This window comes from Streptomyces spinoverrucosus (assembly GCF_015712165.1).
GTDB lineage: Bacteria > Actinomycetota > Actinomycetes > Streptomycetales > Streptomycetaceae > Streptomyces > Streptomyces spinoverrucosus_A.
Genome location: NZ_JADPZX010000001.1, coordinates 1184337 through 1201858 on the forward strand (window position 1 = coordinate 1184337; position 17522 = coordinate 1201858).

Here is a 17522-nt window from a genome sequence, read left to right on the forward strand (position 1 = left end):
CCTCCACATGCCACCGGCCCCCGATCGTGCCAGGGTGTTGAGCAGCGCACCCGTCACGCATAGCCGCGCAGCGCACGGGAACCCGTGCACACCGGTACGCCGATCAGCGAAACGGAACTGTGATGACCAGCGGCTTCCCCGGCCCGGAGGGCATGAACTCGGACCCGTTCGGAGAATTCCTGGCCCGCTTCTTCGGCGGGCCCCGCCCAGGACCCCGCCAGATCGACATCGGCCGCCTGCTCAGTCAGCCGGCCCGGGACCTGGTGCGCGGCGCTGCCCAGTACGCCGCCGAGCACGGCAGCCGGGATCTGGACACCCAGCACCTGCTGCGCGCGGCCCTCGCCAACGAACCGACCCGCAGCCTGCTGAGCCGCGCCGGCGCGGACCCCGACAGTCTGGCGTCGGAGATCGACGAGCGCTCGGGCCCGGTCCAGCACCCGCAGGGCGAGGTCCCGCCGCCCACCTCGCTGTCGCTCACCCCGGCCGTCAAACGCGCCCTGCTGGACGCGCACGACCTGGCCCGGGCGAGCGGCACCGGTTACATCGGCCCCGAGCACGTGCTCAGCGCGCTCGCCGCCAACCCGGACTCCGCCGCCGGGCACATCCTCAACGCGGCCCGCTTTGCCCCCTCCGGCCTGCCGCCCGAGGCCCCGGACGTCACGCAGGCCCGCCCCGAGCATCCCCGCCAGGCGGCCACGCCGACCGTCGACAAGTTCGGCCGCGATCTCACCGAGCTGGCCCGGCAGGGCCGTATCGACCCGGTGATCGGGCGGGACGAGGAGATCGAGCAGACGATCGAGGTGCTCTCCCGGCGCGGCAAGAACAACCCCGTGCTCATCGGTGACGCCGGGGTCGGCAAGACCGCGATCGTGGAGGGGCTGGCGCAGCGGATCGCCGACGGTGACGTGCCCGACGTACTGATCGGGCGGCGCGTGGTCGCCCTGGACCTGCCCGGGGTGGTCGCCGGAACCCGTTACCGGGGCGACTTCGAGGAGCGCCTGAACAACATCGTGGGCGAGATCCGCGCCAACTCCGACCGCCTGATCATCTTCATCGACGAGCTGCACACCGTCGTGGGCGCGGGTGGCGGTGGCGAGGGCGGCTCCATGGACGCGAGCAACATCCTCAAGCCCGCCCTGGCCCGCGGCGAGCTGCACATCGTCGGCGCCACCACCCTGGAGGAGTACCGCCGGATCGAGAAGGACGCGGCGCTCGCCCGCCGTTTCCAGCCGATCCTGGTCCCGGAGCCGACCGCCGGGGACGCCATCGAGATCCTGCGCGGCTTGCAGGACCGCTACGAGGCCCACCACCAGGTCCGCTACACGGACCAGGCACTCGTCGCCGCCGTCGAGCTGTCCGACCGCTATCTCACCGACCGGCGCCTGCCCGACAAGGCCATCGACCTGATCGACCAGGCGGGCGCGCGGGTGCGGCTGCGCGCCCGCACCAAGGGCACGGACGTACGGGCCATGGAACGGGAGGCCGAGCAGCTGGCCCGGGACAAGGACCAGGCGGTGGCCGCCGAGCAGTACGAGCAGGCCACGCAGCTGCGGGACCGGATCATGGAGCTGAAGCGGCGGATCTCCGAGGCCACCGGCGACGACCAGGCCGACGAGGGACAGAACCTGGAGGTCACCGCCGAGGCCATCGCCGAGGTGGTGTCCCGGCAGACCGGCATCCCGGTGAGCAGGCTGACCGAGGAGGAGAAGGAACGGCTGCTCGGCCTGGAGGAACACCTGCACGAGCGGGTCGTGGGCCAGGAAGAGGCGGTCCGGGTCGTCTCCGAGGCGGTCATGCGCTCGCGCGCCGGGCTCGCCAGCCCCGACCGGCCGATCGGCAGCTTCCTGTTCCTCGGGCCGACCGGTGTCGGCAAGACGGAGCTGGCGCGCGCCCTGGCCGAGGCGCTGTTCGGCAGCGAGGAGCGGATGGTCCGCCTCGACATGAGCGAGTACCAGGAACGGCACACCGTCAGCCGCCTGGTGGGGGCGCCGCCCGGATACGTCGGGCACGAGGAGGCCGGGCAGCTCACCGAGGTCGTGCGCCGGCACCCGTACTCACTGCTGCTGCTCGACGAGGTGGAGAAGGCGCACCCCGACGTCTTCAACATCCTGTTGCAGGTCCTCGACGACGGTCGCCTCACCGACTCCCAGGGCCGCACGGTCGACTTCACCAACACGGTGATCGTGATGACCAGCAACCTCGGCTCCGAGGCGATCACCCGGCGGGGCGCGGGAATCGGCTTCGGCGCGGGTGGCACCGAGGCGGACGAGGAGGCGCGGCGTGAGCAGATCCTGCGGCCGCTGCGCGAGCACTTCCGGCCGGAGTTCCTCAACCGGATCGACGAGATCGTCTACTTCCGCCAGCTCACGCCGGACCAGCTGCACCGCATCACCAACCTGCTGCTGGACCGCACCCGCCGGCTGATGCAGGCCCAGGGCATCGCGGTCGAGTTCACCGACCCGGCCGTCGACTGGCTGGCCCGCCAGGGCTACCAGCCGGAGTACGGCGCCCGCCCGCTGCGCCGCACCATCCAACGCGAGGTCGACAACGAGCTCTCCCGCCTCCTCCTCGACGGCCGGGTGCGGGAGGGCGACCGGGTGCGGGTGGACACGGAGGACGGCAGGCTGACGTTCCAAACCGAGAACGCGCCCGCGTAGCCGGCACCGCGAACGCGACCGTGCAAGCAGGTCCGGGAACGCCACCGTGCAAGCAGGTCCGGGAGCGCGGCGGCGCGAGCGGCACGGACAGCCTGGCCGCGCGGCCGCGCCAGTGGTGCAGCGCGGCCGCGCGAGTGTCACCGCGTCGGCCACACCACCATCGCCGACCCGCCCCCGCGTCGCGTCTTCTCCGCCGCCGCCAGCCACTTGCCGCCCGGCAGTCGCTGTACGCCCGTGGTCGCGCCGATCTCCGGGTTGAGGCGGAAGGAGTGGCCGATGGCCTGCAACCGCTCCCGCATCTCCTTGTCGTCGTACAGCCCGGGCTCCAACTCGGTCTGTGCGGCGTTGCGCTGGCTGGCCCGCGGTGCGGCGATGGCGTCGACGAGCGGCTGCCCCCGGTCCAGGAAACCGGTGAGCGTCTGCAGCACGGTGGTGATGATGGTCGCGCCGCCGGGCGAACCCAGCGCCACCACCGGCTTCCGGTGCTCGTCCAGCACGATCGTCGGCGACATCGACGAGCGCGGCCGCTTGCCCGGACCCGGCAGGTTGGGGTCGTGCACGGCCGGGTTGGCCGGGGTGAAGGAGAAGTCGGTCAGCTCGTTGTTCAGGATGAAGCCGCGCCCCGGGACGGTGATGCCGCTGCCGCCGGTCTGCTCGATGGTGAGCGTGTAGGAGACGACGTTGCCCCACTTGTCGGCCGTGGTGAGGTGGGTCGTGCTGTCGCCCTCGTAGGTCGTCGGGGCCGACTTGCCGCCCGTGGAGCAGGCCGCCGGGTCACGCGGGTCACCCGGCGCGACCGGGCTGGTCAGCACCGCGTCGTCCTTGATCAGGCACGCGCGCGAGTCGGCGTACTTCTGGGAGAGCAGCTCCTTGGTCGGTACGTCCTCGAAGGCGGGGTCGCCCACCCAGCGCCCCCGGTCCGCGAACGCGACCCGGCTCGCCTCGATGAAGCGGTGCAGGTACTGGGCGTCGCTCGCCTTGGAAAGGTCCGTCCGCTCCAGCATGTTGAGCGCCTCCCCGACCGTGGTGCCGCCCGAGGAGGAGGGCGCCATCGAGTAGACGCCGAGGCCGCGGTACGAGGTGCTGCTGGGTGCCTGGTTCTTGGTGCGGTAGGTGGCCAGGTCCTTCAGCGACAGCTCGCCGGGGCGGGCGTGGTAGCCGGAGGAGGGGTCCACGGGAGGGTCGTTGACGGTGTCGACGATCTCCTTCGCCAGCCTGCCCCGGTACAGCGCGCCGACGCCCTCGCGGCCCAGCTCCTCGTAGGTCTGGGCGAGATCGGGGTTGGTGAGGGTGGAGCCGACGACGGGCAGCTCGCCGCCGGGCAGGAAGAGCTTCGCCGTGTCCGGGAAGTTCTTGAACCGCGCTTCGTTGGACGCGGTCTGCGCGCGGAAGGTGGCGTCGACGGTGAATCCGTCGCGTGCCAGTCGTTCGGCGGGCTTCAGGAGTGTGCGCAGCGGTTTGCTGCCCCAGTTCTTCAGCGCCGACTGCCAGGTGGCAGGGGTGCCCGGGGTGCCGACGCTCAGTCCGCTGGTGACCGCCTCGGCGAAGGGGATCGCCTTGCCGTTCTCCGTGAACAGCTTCTCGTCCGCCGTCAGCGGCGCGGTCTCGCGGCCGTCGATCGTGTGCACCGAACGGGACCGGGCGTTGTAGTAGACGAAGTATCCGCCGCCGCCGATTCCGGCGGAGTACGGCTCGGTGACGCCCAGCGCGGCGGCGGTGGCGACGGCCGCGTCGACGGCGTTGCCGCCCTTCCTCAGCACCTCGATACCGGCGGCGGAGGCGTCCGCGTCGACGCTCGCCACCGCGCCGCCGTGGCCGACGGCGACCGGGACCTTCTCCTCCGGCGTCGTCGGGGGAGCCGGGGGCGCCGCGGCCCCCACCGACACCACGGCGGCCGACACCGCCAGAACCGTCAGTTTCCGCACGACAGGGCGACGCATCCGCACCTCCAGTCAGGGACCGTCCGCGCAGCCTAATCCATGGACATGCCCGCGTCAGGAGCGCGCACCCGTGCCCCTCACTCACCACTCGAACACGGTTTCCCTGCGCCCGCTACCATGCGCGCCCATGACTGACGACGTGCGCAACATCGTCCTCGGCGTGATCGCGGCCGGCCTCAGCGCCGCGATCGGCTGGCTGGCCCGCACCTATCTGTGGCGGCGCAAACTCCGCCGCAAGCAGGCCTTCTTCGGGCTGCCCGACAACTCCGAGTCGCTGCTGGTGGTGAACCGGGGCGCGGGCGGACCCGAGCTGTCGGTGATGCGCTACGACGTGTTCGCGCTCCTTGAACTGGCCGCGTTGATCAAGGACTGCAACGCCTTCGCCCAGATCGTCCCGCACGACGCGGCCCGTCAGGGTTTCGGTGAGCGCACCGAGTTCTGCGTCGGCGGCCCGGCGTCCAACCGCCGCATGACGGCGCATCTGGCCTCTCTGCTGCCCGGTGTGCGGGTGAACGTCGACGCCGAACCGGGCCCGGACCGCGGCGCCTTCCAGATCGGCTCCGAGCGGTACCGCGTGGAGGTCGGCAAGGAGGAGCACGTGCTCCTCGCCCGCCTGACGGTGGACCAGAGCCCGGGCAGCCGCCCGGTCTTCCTGTTCTGCGGCCAGACCGCGATCACCAACCAGGCGGCCACCCGCTATCTCGCGCGCAACCACGAGCGGCTGACCCGCAAGCACGGCAACAACAGCTTCGTACTGCTGCTGAAGGTGGTGAACTCGCAGGCGTACGGCCCGGACGTGGTCGAACTGGTCGCGGAGGTGACCCGGGCGGCCCAGGCCCCGATTCCGGCGGTCGCCGCGCCCCGCAACTCGCACCGCGCCTCCTAGGGTTCTGCACCATTCAATGATTGTTACTTTCACGTAACTTACTGACGGGTTACCCCCGGTAAGAAGCCGAGGTTACCGTCGGGTCACTTTGCACTGACACGAGTGAGGAGTGACCCGTGGGACCCCATCGCAAGGCCCTGCGTACGACTGCCGTGGGCGCCGTCTCCGCGACCCTGGTCGCCGGAAGCGCCCTCGGGCTCGCCCCCGCCGCCCAGGCGGCCCCCGACCCGGTCCGTTTCGTCGACATCACCGGCGACGGCGGCACCGTCCTCAAGGCGAACGTCGTCACGCCCGCGGGCGCCGACGCCGGCCGCCGCTACCCGCTGCTCGTGCTGCCCACGAGCTGGGCCACGCCCCAGATCGAGTACCTCGCACAGGCCCAGAAACTCGCCAACTCCGGCTATGTCGTGGTCACTTACAACGTCCGCGGCTTCTGGCAGTCCGGCGGCTACATAGAGGTCGCCGGCCCACCCGACACAGCCGACGCGTCCCGGGTCATCGACTGGGCGCTCGCCAACACCCCGTCCGACGCCGAACGCATCGGCATGGCAGGCCTCTCGTACGGCGCGGGCATCAGCCTGCTCGCCGCCGCGCACGACAAGCGCGTCCGGGCCGTCGCCGCGCTCAGCGGCTGGGCCGACCTGATCGACTCGATCTACTCCGGCCGCACCCAGCACTCCCAGGCCGCCGCCCTGTTGCAGGGCGCCGGCCAACTCACCGGCCGGCCCAGCGCCGAACTCCAGCAGGTGTTCGAGGACTTCTTCGCCTCCAACCTGGAGAGGGAGCCGGAGCTGATCGCCTGGGGGAAGAAACGTTCCCCCGCCGCCTATGTCGACCGGATCAACGACAACGGCACCGCGATCATGCTCGCCAACGCCTGGGGCGACACGATCTTCCCGCCCAACCAGTACACGGACTTCTACGAGAAGCTGACCGTCCCCAAGCGACTCGAACTGCGCCCCGGCGACCACGCGACCACCGAGGTGACCGGGCTGCTCGGCCTGCCCAACGACGTGTGGACGGACACCGGGCGCTGGTTCGACCACCATCTCAAGGGCGAGGACAACGGCATCGACCGCGAGCAGCCGGTCCGTCTCAAGTCCCGCACGGGCGGCGGCTACGAGGGCTACCCGGACTGGAAGTCGGTCGCCGCGACCAGCCGGAAGATCGACCTGGCGGGCTCGACCACGATCCGCACGAACGTCAACTCCGGGGCGGACGGCGGGGTCATCCTCCTGTCCAGCTTCCTCGACCAGATCGCCCAGCTGCCCCCGACGGCGTCGATCCCCCTGCTGCCGCGCCGCTGGGCCGCCGTATGGCAGTCGGAGAAGTACGCCACGACCCAGCACGTGCGCGGCACCGCGAAGCTGCACACGACCCTCACTCCGACCGAGTCGAGCGGAACCCTCGTCGCGTACCTCTACGACGTGGGCCCGCTCGGCCTCGGCAAGCTGGTCAGCAACGCGCCGTACACCTTCCACGGACGTACGCCCGGAAAGCCGTTCGGCGTCGACCTGGAACTGTTCTCCACGGCCTACGACGTCCCGGCAGGGCATCGGCTGGCCCTGGTCGTCGACACGGTCGACCCGCTCTACATCGAGCACAACCCGTCCGGCGCGCGGCTGACCTTCTCCTCGCCGGCGAACGACCCGTCGTACGTGTCGATTCCGCTGCGCGAGCAGTGATCTTCGGCCGCTGCCGGACGGGTCCGGCTCGGGGTACTGCCGCCCCCTACGGTCGAACGGCCGTGGGGGGACCCATCACAGGGCTGAACGGCACATCGTAGTCGAGGTTCGCCGAACGCACTTGCCCGCCTAGATGCGCAGCGAGGTCAGGATTCGGCGACTTCCGCGTACAGCTGCGACAGCTCGGGCACGCCGCTCGCGGCCCACTCCTGACCGGAGGCCACGACGTCGAACTCGCGGCCGGACGCCAGCCGCACCACCGGCTGGCCGTCCGGCCGGATCTCCCAGGCCGCGCCGGGCACCGTGCGCACGATCACCGTCCCCAGATACAGACCGGCGTCATTGCCCAGCCAGGGCAGGATCTCCTCGTCGTCCCGCCAGCGCGGCAGCAGCTGGTCGAGCGCCTCCAACGAGTCCACGCTGTCATCGAGTTGGACGCCCGCCCGGCCCGCCTGGGAACGAAGCAGCTCGCACTCGGCCAGGAGCTCGGCGATGCCCTCGGGGTCGAAGACCCCGGGCCTCTGGCGTCGGTGGCCCAGGAAAGGGATGTTCATACGTCCAGCCTGTCATTCGCACCGGCGTGCGCACCACAGGCGCGCGGACGGTCGTATGCGGTCGTCCGGGCGGTTTCACACCGTGTTCGCGCATGGTTCGTTGACCCGCCCCGATCCACCTCCCTAGCTTCACGATCATCACCAGTCGCACGGGAGAGCGGGAGGGTCGGTTGGTACGCCGAGGTGTCCGGGGGGTCGCGGTCGTCCTCGTGCTGATCGCGTCCGTGCTGCCCACGGCCTCGGCGCAGGCCACCCACGACGAGGCGGCGGCGCCGCTGCCGCTGGAGCAGCTCTTCGACAACACCGCCGTCAGCGACGACGGCAGCCCCGCGGAGGCCGACTTCGACGGCGTGGGCGCCTCCCTGTCCGCCCAGGACCTGGCGGCCGCCGGCTGGACGCCGGGCCGCGCGCTCACCGTGCAGGGCGCCACGCTGACCTGGCCGGACCGGGTCGCGGGCGAGCCGGACAACGTACGGGCCGACGGCCAGAGCGTGGCACTGAACGGCCAGGGCGACGCGCTCGCCTTCCTGGTCGCGAGCACGTCCGGCGCCGACGTCACCGCCTCCGGCACGATCTCGTACGCCGACGGCACCCTCTCCCCGTACCTCCTCACCGCGCCCGACTGGCGGCGCGGCCCGCTCGCCACCAAGGCGGTGGCGCTGCCGCACGTCAACACACCCGGTGGTCAACTCGCCGAGAAGGCGCGGCTGTACGTCGTGACCGTGCCGGTCGACGCGGGGCGGATCGTCGCCGCGGTGCAGCTGCCCCTCGCCCCCGACCTGCATGTCTTCGCCCTGTCGGTGCGCGCCGCCACGACCGGCTGGACGGGCAGCTGGGCGACGGCGACGTCCGGGCAGCCGGCCGTGGGCCCGTGGACCGACCGGACGCTGCGGCTGGTGGTGCACACCTCGGCGGGCGGGCCCCGGCTGCGGCTGCGGTTCGACAACACGTTCGCGGCGGCGCCGGTACGGATCGGTGGCGCGACGGTGGCCGTGCAGGACACGGGCGCGGCGGCCGAGGACACGCCGGTGCGGCTGACCTTCGGCGGGGCGACGGACGTCGAGATCCCGGCGGGGGCCCAGGCCTACAGCGACCCGCTCACCTTCGACGTGCCCGCCGACGCCAATCTGCTGGTCAGCTTCCATCTGCCCGGCCCGGTCTCGGCGGCACCGGTGCACCGGCTCGCGCAGCAGCGGTCGTATGTCAGCGAGCCGGGCGACCACACGGCCGCCGGCACGGCCACGGCGTACACCACCACCCTGACCAACTGGCCGCTGCTGACCGGTGTGGACGTGGCCGACGGGCCGGGGTCCGTCGTGGCGGTCGGCGACTCGATCACCGACGGCGACAAGTCGACCGTGGACGCCAACCGGCGCTGGCCCGACGTGCTGGCCGCACGGCTGCGGGCGCAGAGCGCGGTGCCGCGGTACGGGGTGCTCAATCAGGGCATCGCGGGTAACAGCGTGATCGCCGACCGCTACCCCGGGGACGGGGTCACCACGGACGCGTCAGGAGTGAGCGCGCTGAACCGGCTCGACCGGGATGTGCACGCCCAGACCTCGGTGCGTACGGCGGTCGTCTTCGAGGGCATCAACGACCTGCTGGCGGGCAGGACCGCACAGCAGCTGACCGAGGCCCTGACGGAGATCGCCGACCGGGCGCACGCGCGCGGGCTGCGGGTGCTGGTGGCGACCCTGCTGCCGTGCGGCGGCGAGCCCCGCTGCACAGCCGCCCTGGAGAGCGAGCGGACCGCCGTCAACGCGTGGATCCGGCAGAACGACGTGTTCGACGGGGTGCTCGACTTCGACGCGGCGGTACGGGATCCGGCACAGCCGACGCGCATGCTCCCGGCATACGACAGCGGCGACCACCTGCATCCCGGGGACGCGGGGCTGGCCGCGCTGGCGGAGTCGGTGGACCTGACGCTGCTGTGACCGCCATGGCCCTAGACCTCCAGGTCCACGACCACCGGCGCGTGGTCCGAGGCGCCCTTGCCCTTGCGCTCCTCGCGGTCCACGTACGCGTCCTTGACCGCGCTCGCGAACGGCTTGTTGCCGTAGACCAGGTCGATCCGCATGCCGCGGTTCTTGGGGAAGCAGAGCTGGCGGTAGTCCCAGTACGTGAACGGGTGGTCGTACTTCAGGGGGCGCGGGACCACGTCCGACAGGCCCGTCTCGCGCAGCGACGCCAGCGCGGCGCGCTCGGCGGGGGTGACGTGGGTGAGGCCCTCGAAGGCGGCCACGTCGTAGACGTCGTCGTCCGTCGGCGCGACGTTGAAGTCGCCGAGCACCGCGAACGGGCGGGTGCCGCCCGCGTCACCTGCGACGGTTGCCTTCAGCGCCTCGAGCCACTGGAGCTTGTAGGCGTAGTGGGCGTGGTCGATCTCACGTCCGTTCGGCACGTACACCGACCAGACGCGGACCGGGCCGCAGGTCGCGGCGATGGCGCGGGGCTCCACCGAGCCGTCGTACCCGGTGTCGCCGGGCAGGCCCTTCACGACGTCCGCGAGGCCGAGCCGGGAGAGCACCGCCACGCCGTTCCACCGGCCGGTGGCGTGCACCGCGGCCTCGTAGCCCAGGTCGCGCAGCTGGTCGAACGGGAACTGCTCCTCGGCGACCTTGGCCTCCTGCAGGCACAGCACGTCGGTGCCGCTGTTCTCCAGCCAGGCCAGCAGCCGGGGCAGACGGGCGGTGATCGAGTTCACGTTCCAGGTCGCGATGCGCATGCCTCACAACCTACCGGGCGGGTCCGACAACGCGTCCCGCCCGTGACCCGTCACACCTCGGCGGACTCCCCCGGCGTCAGCCGCAGGTGCGGGGAACCGCCGAGGGCGCCGATCTGGTTGTCGTAGATCGGGCGGGCGAGGTCGGTGAGGAGCGCGTCGTGGATGTCGTACGCCCGCTGCGGCTTGACCTCGCGGACGTAGTCGATCACCTCGGAGATCTTGCTCCACGGGGCCATCACCGGCAGCATCAGCGTCTCCACCGGGTGGTCGGGGACGGTGAGGGCGTCGCCGGGGTGGAAGACGCTGCCGTCGACGAGGTAGCCGACGTTGGTGATGCGCGGGATGTCCGGGTGGATCACGGCGTGCAGTTCGCCGTGCGCCTGGATGTCGAAGCCCGCGGCGGTGAACGTGTCGCCGTGGCCGACGGTGTGCACACGGCCCGGGAAGGCCGTGGAGATCTTCTCCGCGACGGACTTCAGCGTCCAGATCTCGGCGGCCGGGTCGGCTTCCAGGGCGGTGCGCAGCCGCTCCTCGTCGAAGTGGTCGGGGTGCTCGTGGGTGACGAGGATCGCCTCGGCGCCGACCGCGGCGTCCGGCTCGCTGAATCCGCCCGGGTCGAGGACGAGCGTCCGGCCGTCCTTCTCCAGACGGACGCAGGCGTGCGACTTCTTCGTGAGCCTCATGGGTTCCATCCTGCCCGGGGTGGGGGGTGGGGGCTTGCTGGGGGCTTGCTCCAGGGGCCTGGGTGGCCTGGGGGCTCACTCCTGGGGTGTCGTCTCCTCTCTTATGACCTGCTGGGCCACCTTGAACGCGCTGTTCGCCGCCGGTACGCCGCAGTAGACGGCCGCCTGGAGCAGCACCTCCTTGATCTCGGCCGGGGTGAGGCCGTTGCGCAGGGCGGCGCGGGTGTGGAAGGCGAGCTCGTCGAGATGGCCGCCCGCGACCAGGGCGGTGAGCGTGATGCAGCTGCGGTTGCGGCGGTCCAGGCCCGGCCGGTTCCAGATCTCACCCCAGGCATAGCGGGTGATGAACTCCTGGAAGTCCCCGGAGAACTCGTCGGCCTGTGCCAGCGCCCGGTCCACGTGCGCGTCGCCGAGCACCTCGCGCCGCACCCTGATCCCGGCGTCGTACGGATCCGGCCGCCCGTTCGCCTGCGGCTCCACTGCGGCCGGGGCGATCTCGGCGACGGGCGCGGCCTGCGGGGGCGGCGGCGCGGCGAGGACCGGCTTGACCGGGGCCGCCGGGATGGCCATCTGGCCGGTGGCGTCGAACGCGGGCTGCCAGGCGGTGGAGAAGTGCGTGACCAGCAGGTCCGTGACGGCGGCGGGCTGCTCGACGGGGACCAGGTGGGAGGCGCCGGGTACGACGGCGAGGCGGGCGTCGGGTATCCCGGCGACCAGCGTGCGGGCCTCGGCGGGGCCGGTGACCTGGTCCTCCGAGCCGACCAGGACCAGGGTGGGCACGCCGACGCGGCCGAGTTCGTGCCGTACGTCGAAGCCGGCGAGCGCCTCGCAGTTGGCGATGTAGCAGCCGGGGTCGGTGGTGCGCACCATCTGCACCGCCCACTCGGTGATCGCGGGCTGGGCCGCGGCGAACCCGCCGGTGAACCAGCGGTCCGGCGCGGTACGGGCGATCGGGTCGAGCCCGTTCGACCGGACGATCACGCCGCGCTGGCGGAACTCGTCGGCGGTGCCGAAGCGGGGCGAGGCGGCGATCAGCGCGAGCGAGGCGAGCCGCTCCGGGTGGCGCAGGGCCAGCTCGACGCCGACGGCGCCGCCGAGGGCGCAGCCCGCGTAGCCGAAGCGGTGCACGCCCAGGCTGTCGAGGGTGGCGAGCAGCCGGGCGGTGAGGTCGGTGACGGAGCCGGCGGGGTAGGCGGGGGCGCCGCCGTGTCCAGGCAGGTCGAACCGGAAGACACGCCACTGCTTCATCAGCTCCGGGACCTGGCGGTCCCACATGTGCCATGTGGTACCCAGTGAGGGACCCAAGATCAGGACCGGAGCGTCTTCTGGCCCGTCAAAGCGGTATTGCAGGGTGTTCGGTGGTGTCTCACTCACCCGCCTGAGCCTCTCATCTGTCACGACAGCCCCTATGAGCGGGGTGCTGGCCGTAGCTGTTTTACCAGGTGGAAGACCTCTCGGGCCGCGTAGCGTTTGAGGCAGCGGACGATTTCGCGCCGGGTCTTGCCCTCCTTGATCCGGCGCTCGTAGTAGTCCTGAGTGCGCGGGTCGACCCGAAGACGGGTGAACACGATGCGGTGGAGCGCGGCACTGGCGTGCCGGTCGCCACCGCGGTTGAGTCGACGGTAGTTTCGCCGTCCCGAGGAACGCTCGACAGGACTGACACCACACAGCGCGGCGAACGACGCCTCGCTGTCCAGCCGATCCGGGTTGTCCCCCACCGTGATCAGCAGAGCGACCGCCGTGTCCGGGCCGATCCCCACCACGTCGAGCAGCTGCGGGGCGTGCCGTTCCACGAGCCGGGCAAGACGAGTTGTCCGTGAACCGCGCACAGGTACGGAAGAGTTCGGCATGACCCAGTCCGGCCAGTTCTTCCCGTAAAGCTGGATCAGCAGTAATAAGGACGGCCTTGAGCTGATTGATGGCCTGGGTGCGGGCTTTGACGGCCGACGATTTCGTGAGTTTGTACATTCTCGCGATCTGCACCGGCCCGTCGCCCGTTTTGGCCCGGGCACGGGCCCGCCCGCTCAACACGGCTCGCGCCGCGTTCTGGGCATCGAGCGGATCAGACTTGCCACGCCGACGAAGATCCGCACGGTCCATCCGATTCACGTCGAGCCCGTCCACGCCCTGGGCCGGCAGATAGCGAGACAACGAAGCTCCGTAAGAGCCGGTCCCCTCCACTCCGGCCCGCCTCATGGCAACGACTGCCCCCGACACGGAGAGCACCGCAGCCACGTGAACATCCCGGTGCGTATCCACTCCCAGCACCACCTCCCCCGCAGGGCGGCGACGGGTTCGCGGAGCCGACGACGTACTGGGCACGGTCGAACTGGACATGCCCCTTCCGTTCCCCTTCCGGTGCGATGACGTGTCGCGTTGCCGGTACCGGGCCGCGTCAGACGGTCAGAATCGTGAGGACGCCACAGCAATCGGCAGGCCCCTATCGGGACACACCCCGCCGGCCCGGCACCGACAACGCACCATCCCCGGCCAACGGCCGACACCGTGTGATCGAGACACTCAACGCGAAGCCAGATAGTCGAGGACGGCCGCGAGCCGGGCGGGCTGCTCGTACATCGCCAAGTGGCCACAGTCCAGGTCAGTGACGTCGGTGTCGCCGAGGTGGCTGATCTGGCGCTGCTGGGCGGGCAGGGGGAGCGCCCTGTCGCGGCGCAGGCGGAGGTAGGTGCGTGGGACGGGCGGCAGGCCCGTGCGCGACACCGCTTCAAGGAGGGGTCCCGCCGCGTCATCGACCAGGTGGGACAGGACGTGCTCGGCCGTGTCGGGCGGCAGGTCGCGGCAGTAGCTCCAGCGGGCCGGCGCCCGTGCCGGGCGTGGTGACAGGCCGTGGCGCAGCCGTCTTCGCATCACGGCGCGGACCAGGAACGGGAAGCCGTCGAGCGCGCAGGTGCCCTCGCGTGGCACGGTGGCGGCCAGGAACACCAGGCGCCGGATCCGGTGCGGAAGCAGCGCGGCGACCTGCGGGATGACGACGCCCGCCAGTGAGTGGCCGACCAGGACGACCTGGTCGAGTCCGGCCGCATCGATGTCGTCCGCCACCGCTCGTGCCAGGTCGCCGATGGTCAGGGTGGTGAGATCGGCGGGTCTGCCGGCCCGGCCCGGGAGGTCGGGGGTGAGACACGGGACGGACAGGTGGGGCAGGACGGGCTCCCAGCAGGCGCCGGTGAGCCAGCCGCCGTGGACCAGGACCAGGGCCGCGGGCGCCTGATCGCTCATCGCGGCTCCGCGGGTGCCGTGCCGGGGCTGCGGCGCAGATGCGGGGCCACGCTGCGGAGCTTCTCGCAGGTCTCCTCCCACTCGCGTTCCGGTGTCGATTGCCCCATGACTCCGGCGCCCGCCCGCAGCCAACTGCGGCCGTCGCGCTGGAAGACCGTGCGCAGTACCAGTGCCGCGTCGAGGGAGCCGTCGGCGTCGGCGGTGAACACGGCTCCGGCGTACAGGCCTCGGGGTTCGCTCTCGTATCGGCCGATGGCGCGCAGTGCCTGCGGTTTGGGGCAGCCGGTGGCGGTGATCGCGGGGAACAGGGCCGCGAAGGCGTCCCAGGGGCCCCGGTCGTCGGCGAGGTGTCCGGCGGCGCGCGAGGCGAGATGCTGCACCGAGCCGCGTTCCCGGACCGCCATGAACTCCTCGACGGCGACCGTGCCTTGGCGGCAGATGCCGGTCAGTTCGTCGACGGCGAGTCGGACGGAGAGGGCGTGTTCGTGGATCTCCTTGGGGTCGCCGAGCAGGTCGGCACGCAGCCGCGCGGTCTCCTCGGGGCGCGGGGCGAGGGCGCGGGTGCCGGCGAGCGGCTGGGTGGAGACGCGACGGGTGCCCGCCTCGACCTCCACGACGGTCTCGGGGCTGAAGCCGGCCGCTCGCCAGCCGCCCAGGTCCAGCAGGAAGGACCGGGCGGGAGTGTTGGCGCGGCGGCCCTCCAGGTAGGTGGCGGTCAGGTCGGGGGCGGGCGTGTGCGCGGGCAGCGGCAACGGGCGGGACAGTACGGCCTTCTGGAGGAGCCCTGCCCGGATGTCGTCCACCGTGCGCGCGACGGCGTGCTGGTACGGCTCCGCCCCGGAGGCCAGCAGTTCATCCACGTCGTCGGTGAGGACCTCGCCTTCCGCTCCCGTGGGGCCGGCCAGGGCCTTGGTGACGAGGGGTATGTGTTCCGGGTCCGCCGTCCGGATGCGTGCCGTTCCCTGTGTCAGGGCGACCTCGGTGGTCGGCAGCATGAGGTGGAGCAGCGGGTCGGGCCCCGTTTCCCCGGTGTCCGGGTGCAGCAGGTGGGCCAGCTCGAAGGCCGCCCATCCGTACACCCGCCAGTCCTGGTGCGGCAGTTGAGCCAGGGCGTCGGCGAGCTGCTCCAGCGGCGCCGCGCCGAGGGGCCGGGTCGTGGAGCGGTTGCCGCAGCGTGCGGTGATCCCCTCGGCGTGCAGGGTGACGGTGGCCGCGGGGCCGGCGGCGTAGTGCCAGACACCGGCGCGTTCGTAGACGACGTACTCGCCGCCGAGACCGGAGCGGGCGAGGCGGACGGCCGCCTCGGCAGGGTCGTCGGGGGCCTCGGCGGTGTGCGCGGGGCCCGGTGCGGGGAGACCATCGGCCCACGAGTCCCAGGCGACGTCGGAGGTGCGGGACGAGTGCGAAGTCCTGGCGGTCCGTCGGCGGTCGGTCATGCCGGTCATGAACGGGGGTTCCCTTCCTCGCGCCGCGCGCCCTCGGCCGCGAGATCGCGGGCCAGCGCCGTCAGCGCCTTCTTGTCGGTCTTGCCGACGGCCGTCACGGGGAGGGCGTCGAGGGTCTCGATCCGGTCGGGGACCTTGTACGGGGCCAGCCCGCGTTCGCGCAGGAAGGCTGCCGCCTCGATCCGGTCGGGCGCGGTGGCTCCGGGCCTGGGGACGACGAAGGCGCAGGTGCGCTCACCGAGCAGGTCGTCCGGAACGGGTACGACGGCCACGTCCAGGACCGCCGGGTGGTGGGCGAGTTGCTCCTCGACCTCGGCGGCGGCGACCTTGTCGCCGCCCCGGTTGATCTGCTCCTTCACCCGGCCCTCGACGACGAGGTGGCCCGTGGGGGTGCGCCGGACGAGGTCGCCGGTGCGGTAGTGGCCGTCGGCGGTGAACGCGGTGGCGTTGTGCTCGTCGGCCCGGTAGTAGCCGCGCAGGGTGTAGGGGCCGCGGGTGAGGAGCCGTCCGGTCGTGCCGGGCGGGACGTCGCGGTCGTTCTCGTCGACGATGCGGAGTTCGTCGTCGGCGGACAGTGGACGGCCCTGCGTGTGCAGGACGATGTCTTCCGGCGCGTCCGGTTCGGTGTAGTTCAGCAGGCCCTCCGCCATGCCGAACACCTGCTGCAGGACGGGGCCGAAGGCGCCCCGCACCTGGACGGCGTGCTCGGGCAGCAGGCGGGCGCCGCCGACCTGGAGCAGCCGCAGCGAGGACAGGTCCGTCTCGTCCCACTCCGTGGCCGCCGCCCACATCCGGGCGGTCGGCGGGACGAGCGCGGTCGCGGTGACGCGTTCCCGCTCGATGAGGGCGAAGGCCGCGTCCGGGTCGGGCTCGTCGGTGAGCACGGCGGTGCCGCCCGCGTGCAGGGCGCCGAGCACTCCGGGACAGCCGAGCGCGAAGTTGTGGGCGACGGGCAGCGCGGCGAGGTAGACGGTGTCGGCGCCGAAGCGGCACAGCTCGGCACTGGCCCGCACGTTGTACGCGTAGTCGTCGTGGGTGCGCGGGATCAGCTTCGGCAGGCCGGTGGTGCCGCCGGAGACCAGGAGCAGCGCCACCTCGGAGGCGTCGCCGGGGGTGGGCGGCAACTCCCCCGCGATTCCGGGGCCGTCGAGCGGGAGGTGGGCGCCCGGGGCGCCGGCCACCAGGACGTGCCGCAGGTCCGGGCACTCCTTGACGACCTCGGCGGCCAGCTCACGGTGGTCGAAGCCCTGATGGACGTCCGGGACGACGTACGCCACGGCCCCGGACAGCCGGCACAGGTGGACGAGCTCGCTGCGGCGGTGCAGCGGCAGGGCGAGGACGGGGATCGCGCCGAGTCGCTGGAGGCCGAAGAAGACGGTGAAGAACTCGGGCACGTTCGGGAGCTGGAGGACCACGCGGTCCCCCGCCCGGACGCCGAGTCCGGCCAGCCGGCGCGCGGCACGGTCCGCCGACCGCTCCAACTCCGCCCGGTCCAGCCGCCGTTCGCCGTCGACGAGGGCTGTGCGGTGCGGGTCGGCGCGAGTCCAGGCCCGTAGTAGCTGGTCGAAGGTCTCGCCTCGCCAGTGCCCGGCCTCCCGGTAGCGCTCGGCGAACTCCTCGGGCCAGGGCGTACAGCCGTCCAGCACGTGGTCCCCCTCTGGTCGTGTCCTGCTCGGCAGGGGCTTGTCCATCCCGTTCTTCATACTGTAG

The 17522-nt window shown here is 72.0% G+C and carries 12 protein-coding genes and 1 pseudogene; 4 read left to right on the forward strand and 9 right to left on the reverse strand.

Annotation, left to right across the window (positions count from 1 at the left end):
* Positions 1-122: 122 nt before the first annotated feature.
* Complete coding sequence (locus I2W78_RS05420) at positions 123-2657, forward strand: ATP-dependent Clp protease ATP-binding subunit (RefSeq protein ID WP_196457446.1); 2535 nt, start codon at positions 123-125, stop codon at positions 2655-2657.
* Between the two features lie 137 nt (positions 2658-2794).
* On the opposite strand, the gene ggt is transcribed toward I2W78_RS05420, so the two are convergent.
* The gene (ggt, locus tag I2W78_RS05425) at positions 2795-4597 is read right to left on the reverse strand and encodes a gamma-glutamyltransferase (protein ID WP_196457448.1); all 1803 of its coding nucleotides are present in this window, start codon (positions 4595-4597) and stop codon (positions 2795-2797) included.
* Positions 4598-4724: 127 nt separating this feature from the next.
* Here ggt and I2W78_RS05430 point away from each other — a divergent pair, with 127 nt between their 5' ends.
* Together I2W78_RS05430 and I2W78_RS05435 are read left to right on the forward strand one after the other, a co-directional pair.
* Complete coding sequence (locus tag I2W78_RS05430) at positions 4725-5483, forward strand: hypothetical protein (RefSeq protein WP_196457450.1); 759 nt, start codon at positions 4725-4727, stop codon at positions 5481-5483.
* Between the two features lie 116 nt (positions 5484-5599).
* On the forward strand, positions 5600-7168 hold the full coding sequence (locus tag I2W78_RS05435; RefSeq protein WP_196457452.1) for an alpha/beta fold hydrolase: 1569 nt from the start codon (positions 5600-5602) through the stop codon (positions 7166-7168).
* A 146-nt stretch (positions 7169-7314) separates the two neighbouring features.
* Here the strand turns inward: I2W78_RS05435 and I2W78_RS05440 are convergent, their stop codons facing one another.
* Positions 7315-7722, reverse strand: coding sequence for a DUF6278 family protein (locus tag I2W78_RS05440; protein ID WP_196457454.1), 408 nt, complete (start codon positions 7720-7722; stop codon positions 7315-7317).
* Between the two features lie 209 nt (positions 7723-7931).
* Here I2W78_RS05440 and I2W78_RS05445 point away from each other — a divergent pair, with 209 nt between their 5' ends.
* Complete coding sequence (locus tag I2W78_RS05445; protein ID WP_374222636.1) at positions 7932-9656, forward strand: SGNH/GDSL hydrolase family protein; 1725 nt, start codon at positions 7932-7934, stop codon at positions 9654-9656.
* A gap of 11 nt (positions 9657-9667) precedes the next feature.
* Here I2W78_RS05445 and I2W78_RS05450 read toward each other — a convergent pair whose 3' ends face one another.
* From I2W78_RS05450 to I2W78_RS05480, 7 genes and pseudogenes are all read right to left on the reverse strand, one after another.
* A complete protein-coding gene (locus tag I2W78_RS05450) occupies positions 9668-10447 on the reverse strand; it encodes an exodeoxyribonuclease III (RefSeq protein WP_196457458.1) in 780 nt (259 codons plus the stop codon).
* A 50-nt stretch (positions 10448-10497) separates the two neighbouring features.
* Positions 10498-11130: an MBL fold metallo-hydrolase gene (locus I2W78_RS05455; RefSeq protein ID WP_196457460.1), complete on the reverse strand. Its 633-nt coding sequence runs from the start codon at positions 11128-11130 to the stop codon at positions 10498-10500.
* Positions 11131-11205: 75 nt separating this feature from the next.
* On the reverse strand, positions 11206-12504 hold the full coding sequence (gene pcaDC, locus I2W78_RS05460; protein ID WP_196457461.1) for a bifunctional 3-oxoadipate enol-lactonase/4-carboxymuconolactone decarboxylase PcaDC: 1299 nt from the start codon (positions 12502-12504) through the stop codon (positions 11206-11208).
* Between the two features lie 32 nt (positions 12505-12536).
* Positions 12537-13467 (reverse strand): annotated as a pseudogene (locus I2W78_RS41830) (transposase).
* Positions 13468-13650: 183 nt separating this feature from the next.
* Complete coding sequence (locus tag I2W78_RS05470; protein ID WP_196457463.1) at positions 13651-14367, reverse strand: alpha/beta fold hydrolase; 717 nt, start codon at positions 14365-14367, stop codon at positions 13651-13653.
* Positions 14364-15812 (reverse strand): salicylate synthase, encoded by a 1449-nt coding sequence (locus tag I2W78_RS05475; protein WP_230885334.1) that lies wholly within the window; start codon positions 15810-15812, stop codon positions 14364-14366. The genes I2W78_RS05470 and I2W78_RS05475 overlap by 4 nt, the downstream gene beginning before the upstream one ends.
* Entirely contained in the window at positions 15809-17503 is a 1695-nt protein-coding gene (locus tag I2W78_RS05480) for a (2,3-dihydroxybenzoyl)adenylate synthase (RefSeq protein WP_196457465.1), read from the reverse strand. Before I2W78_RS05480 ends, I2W78_RS05475 begins: the two co-directional genes overlap by 4 nt.
* Positions 17504-17522 lie beyond the last annotated feature (19 nt).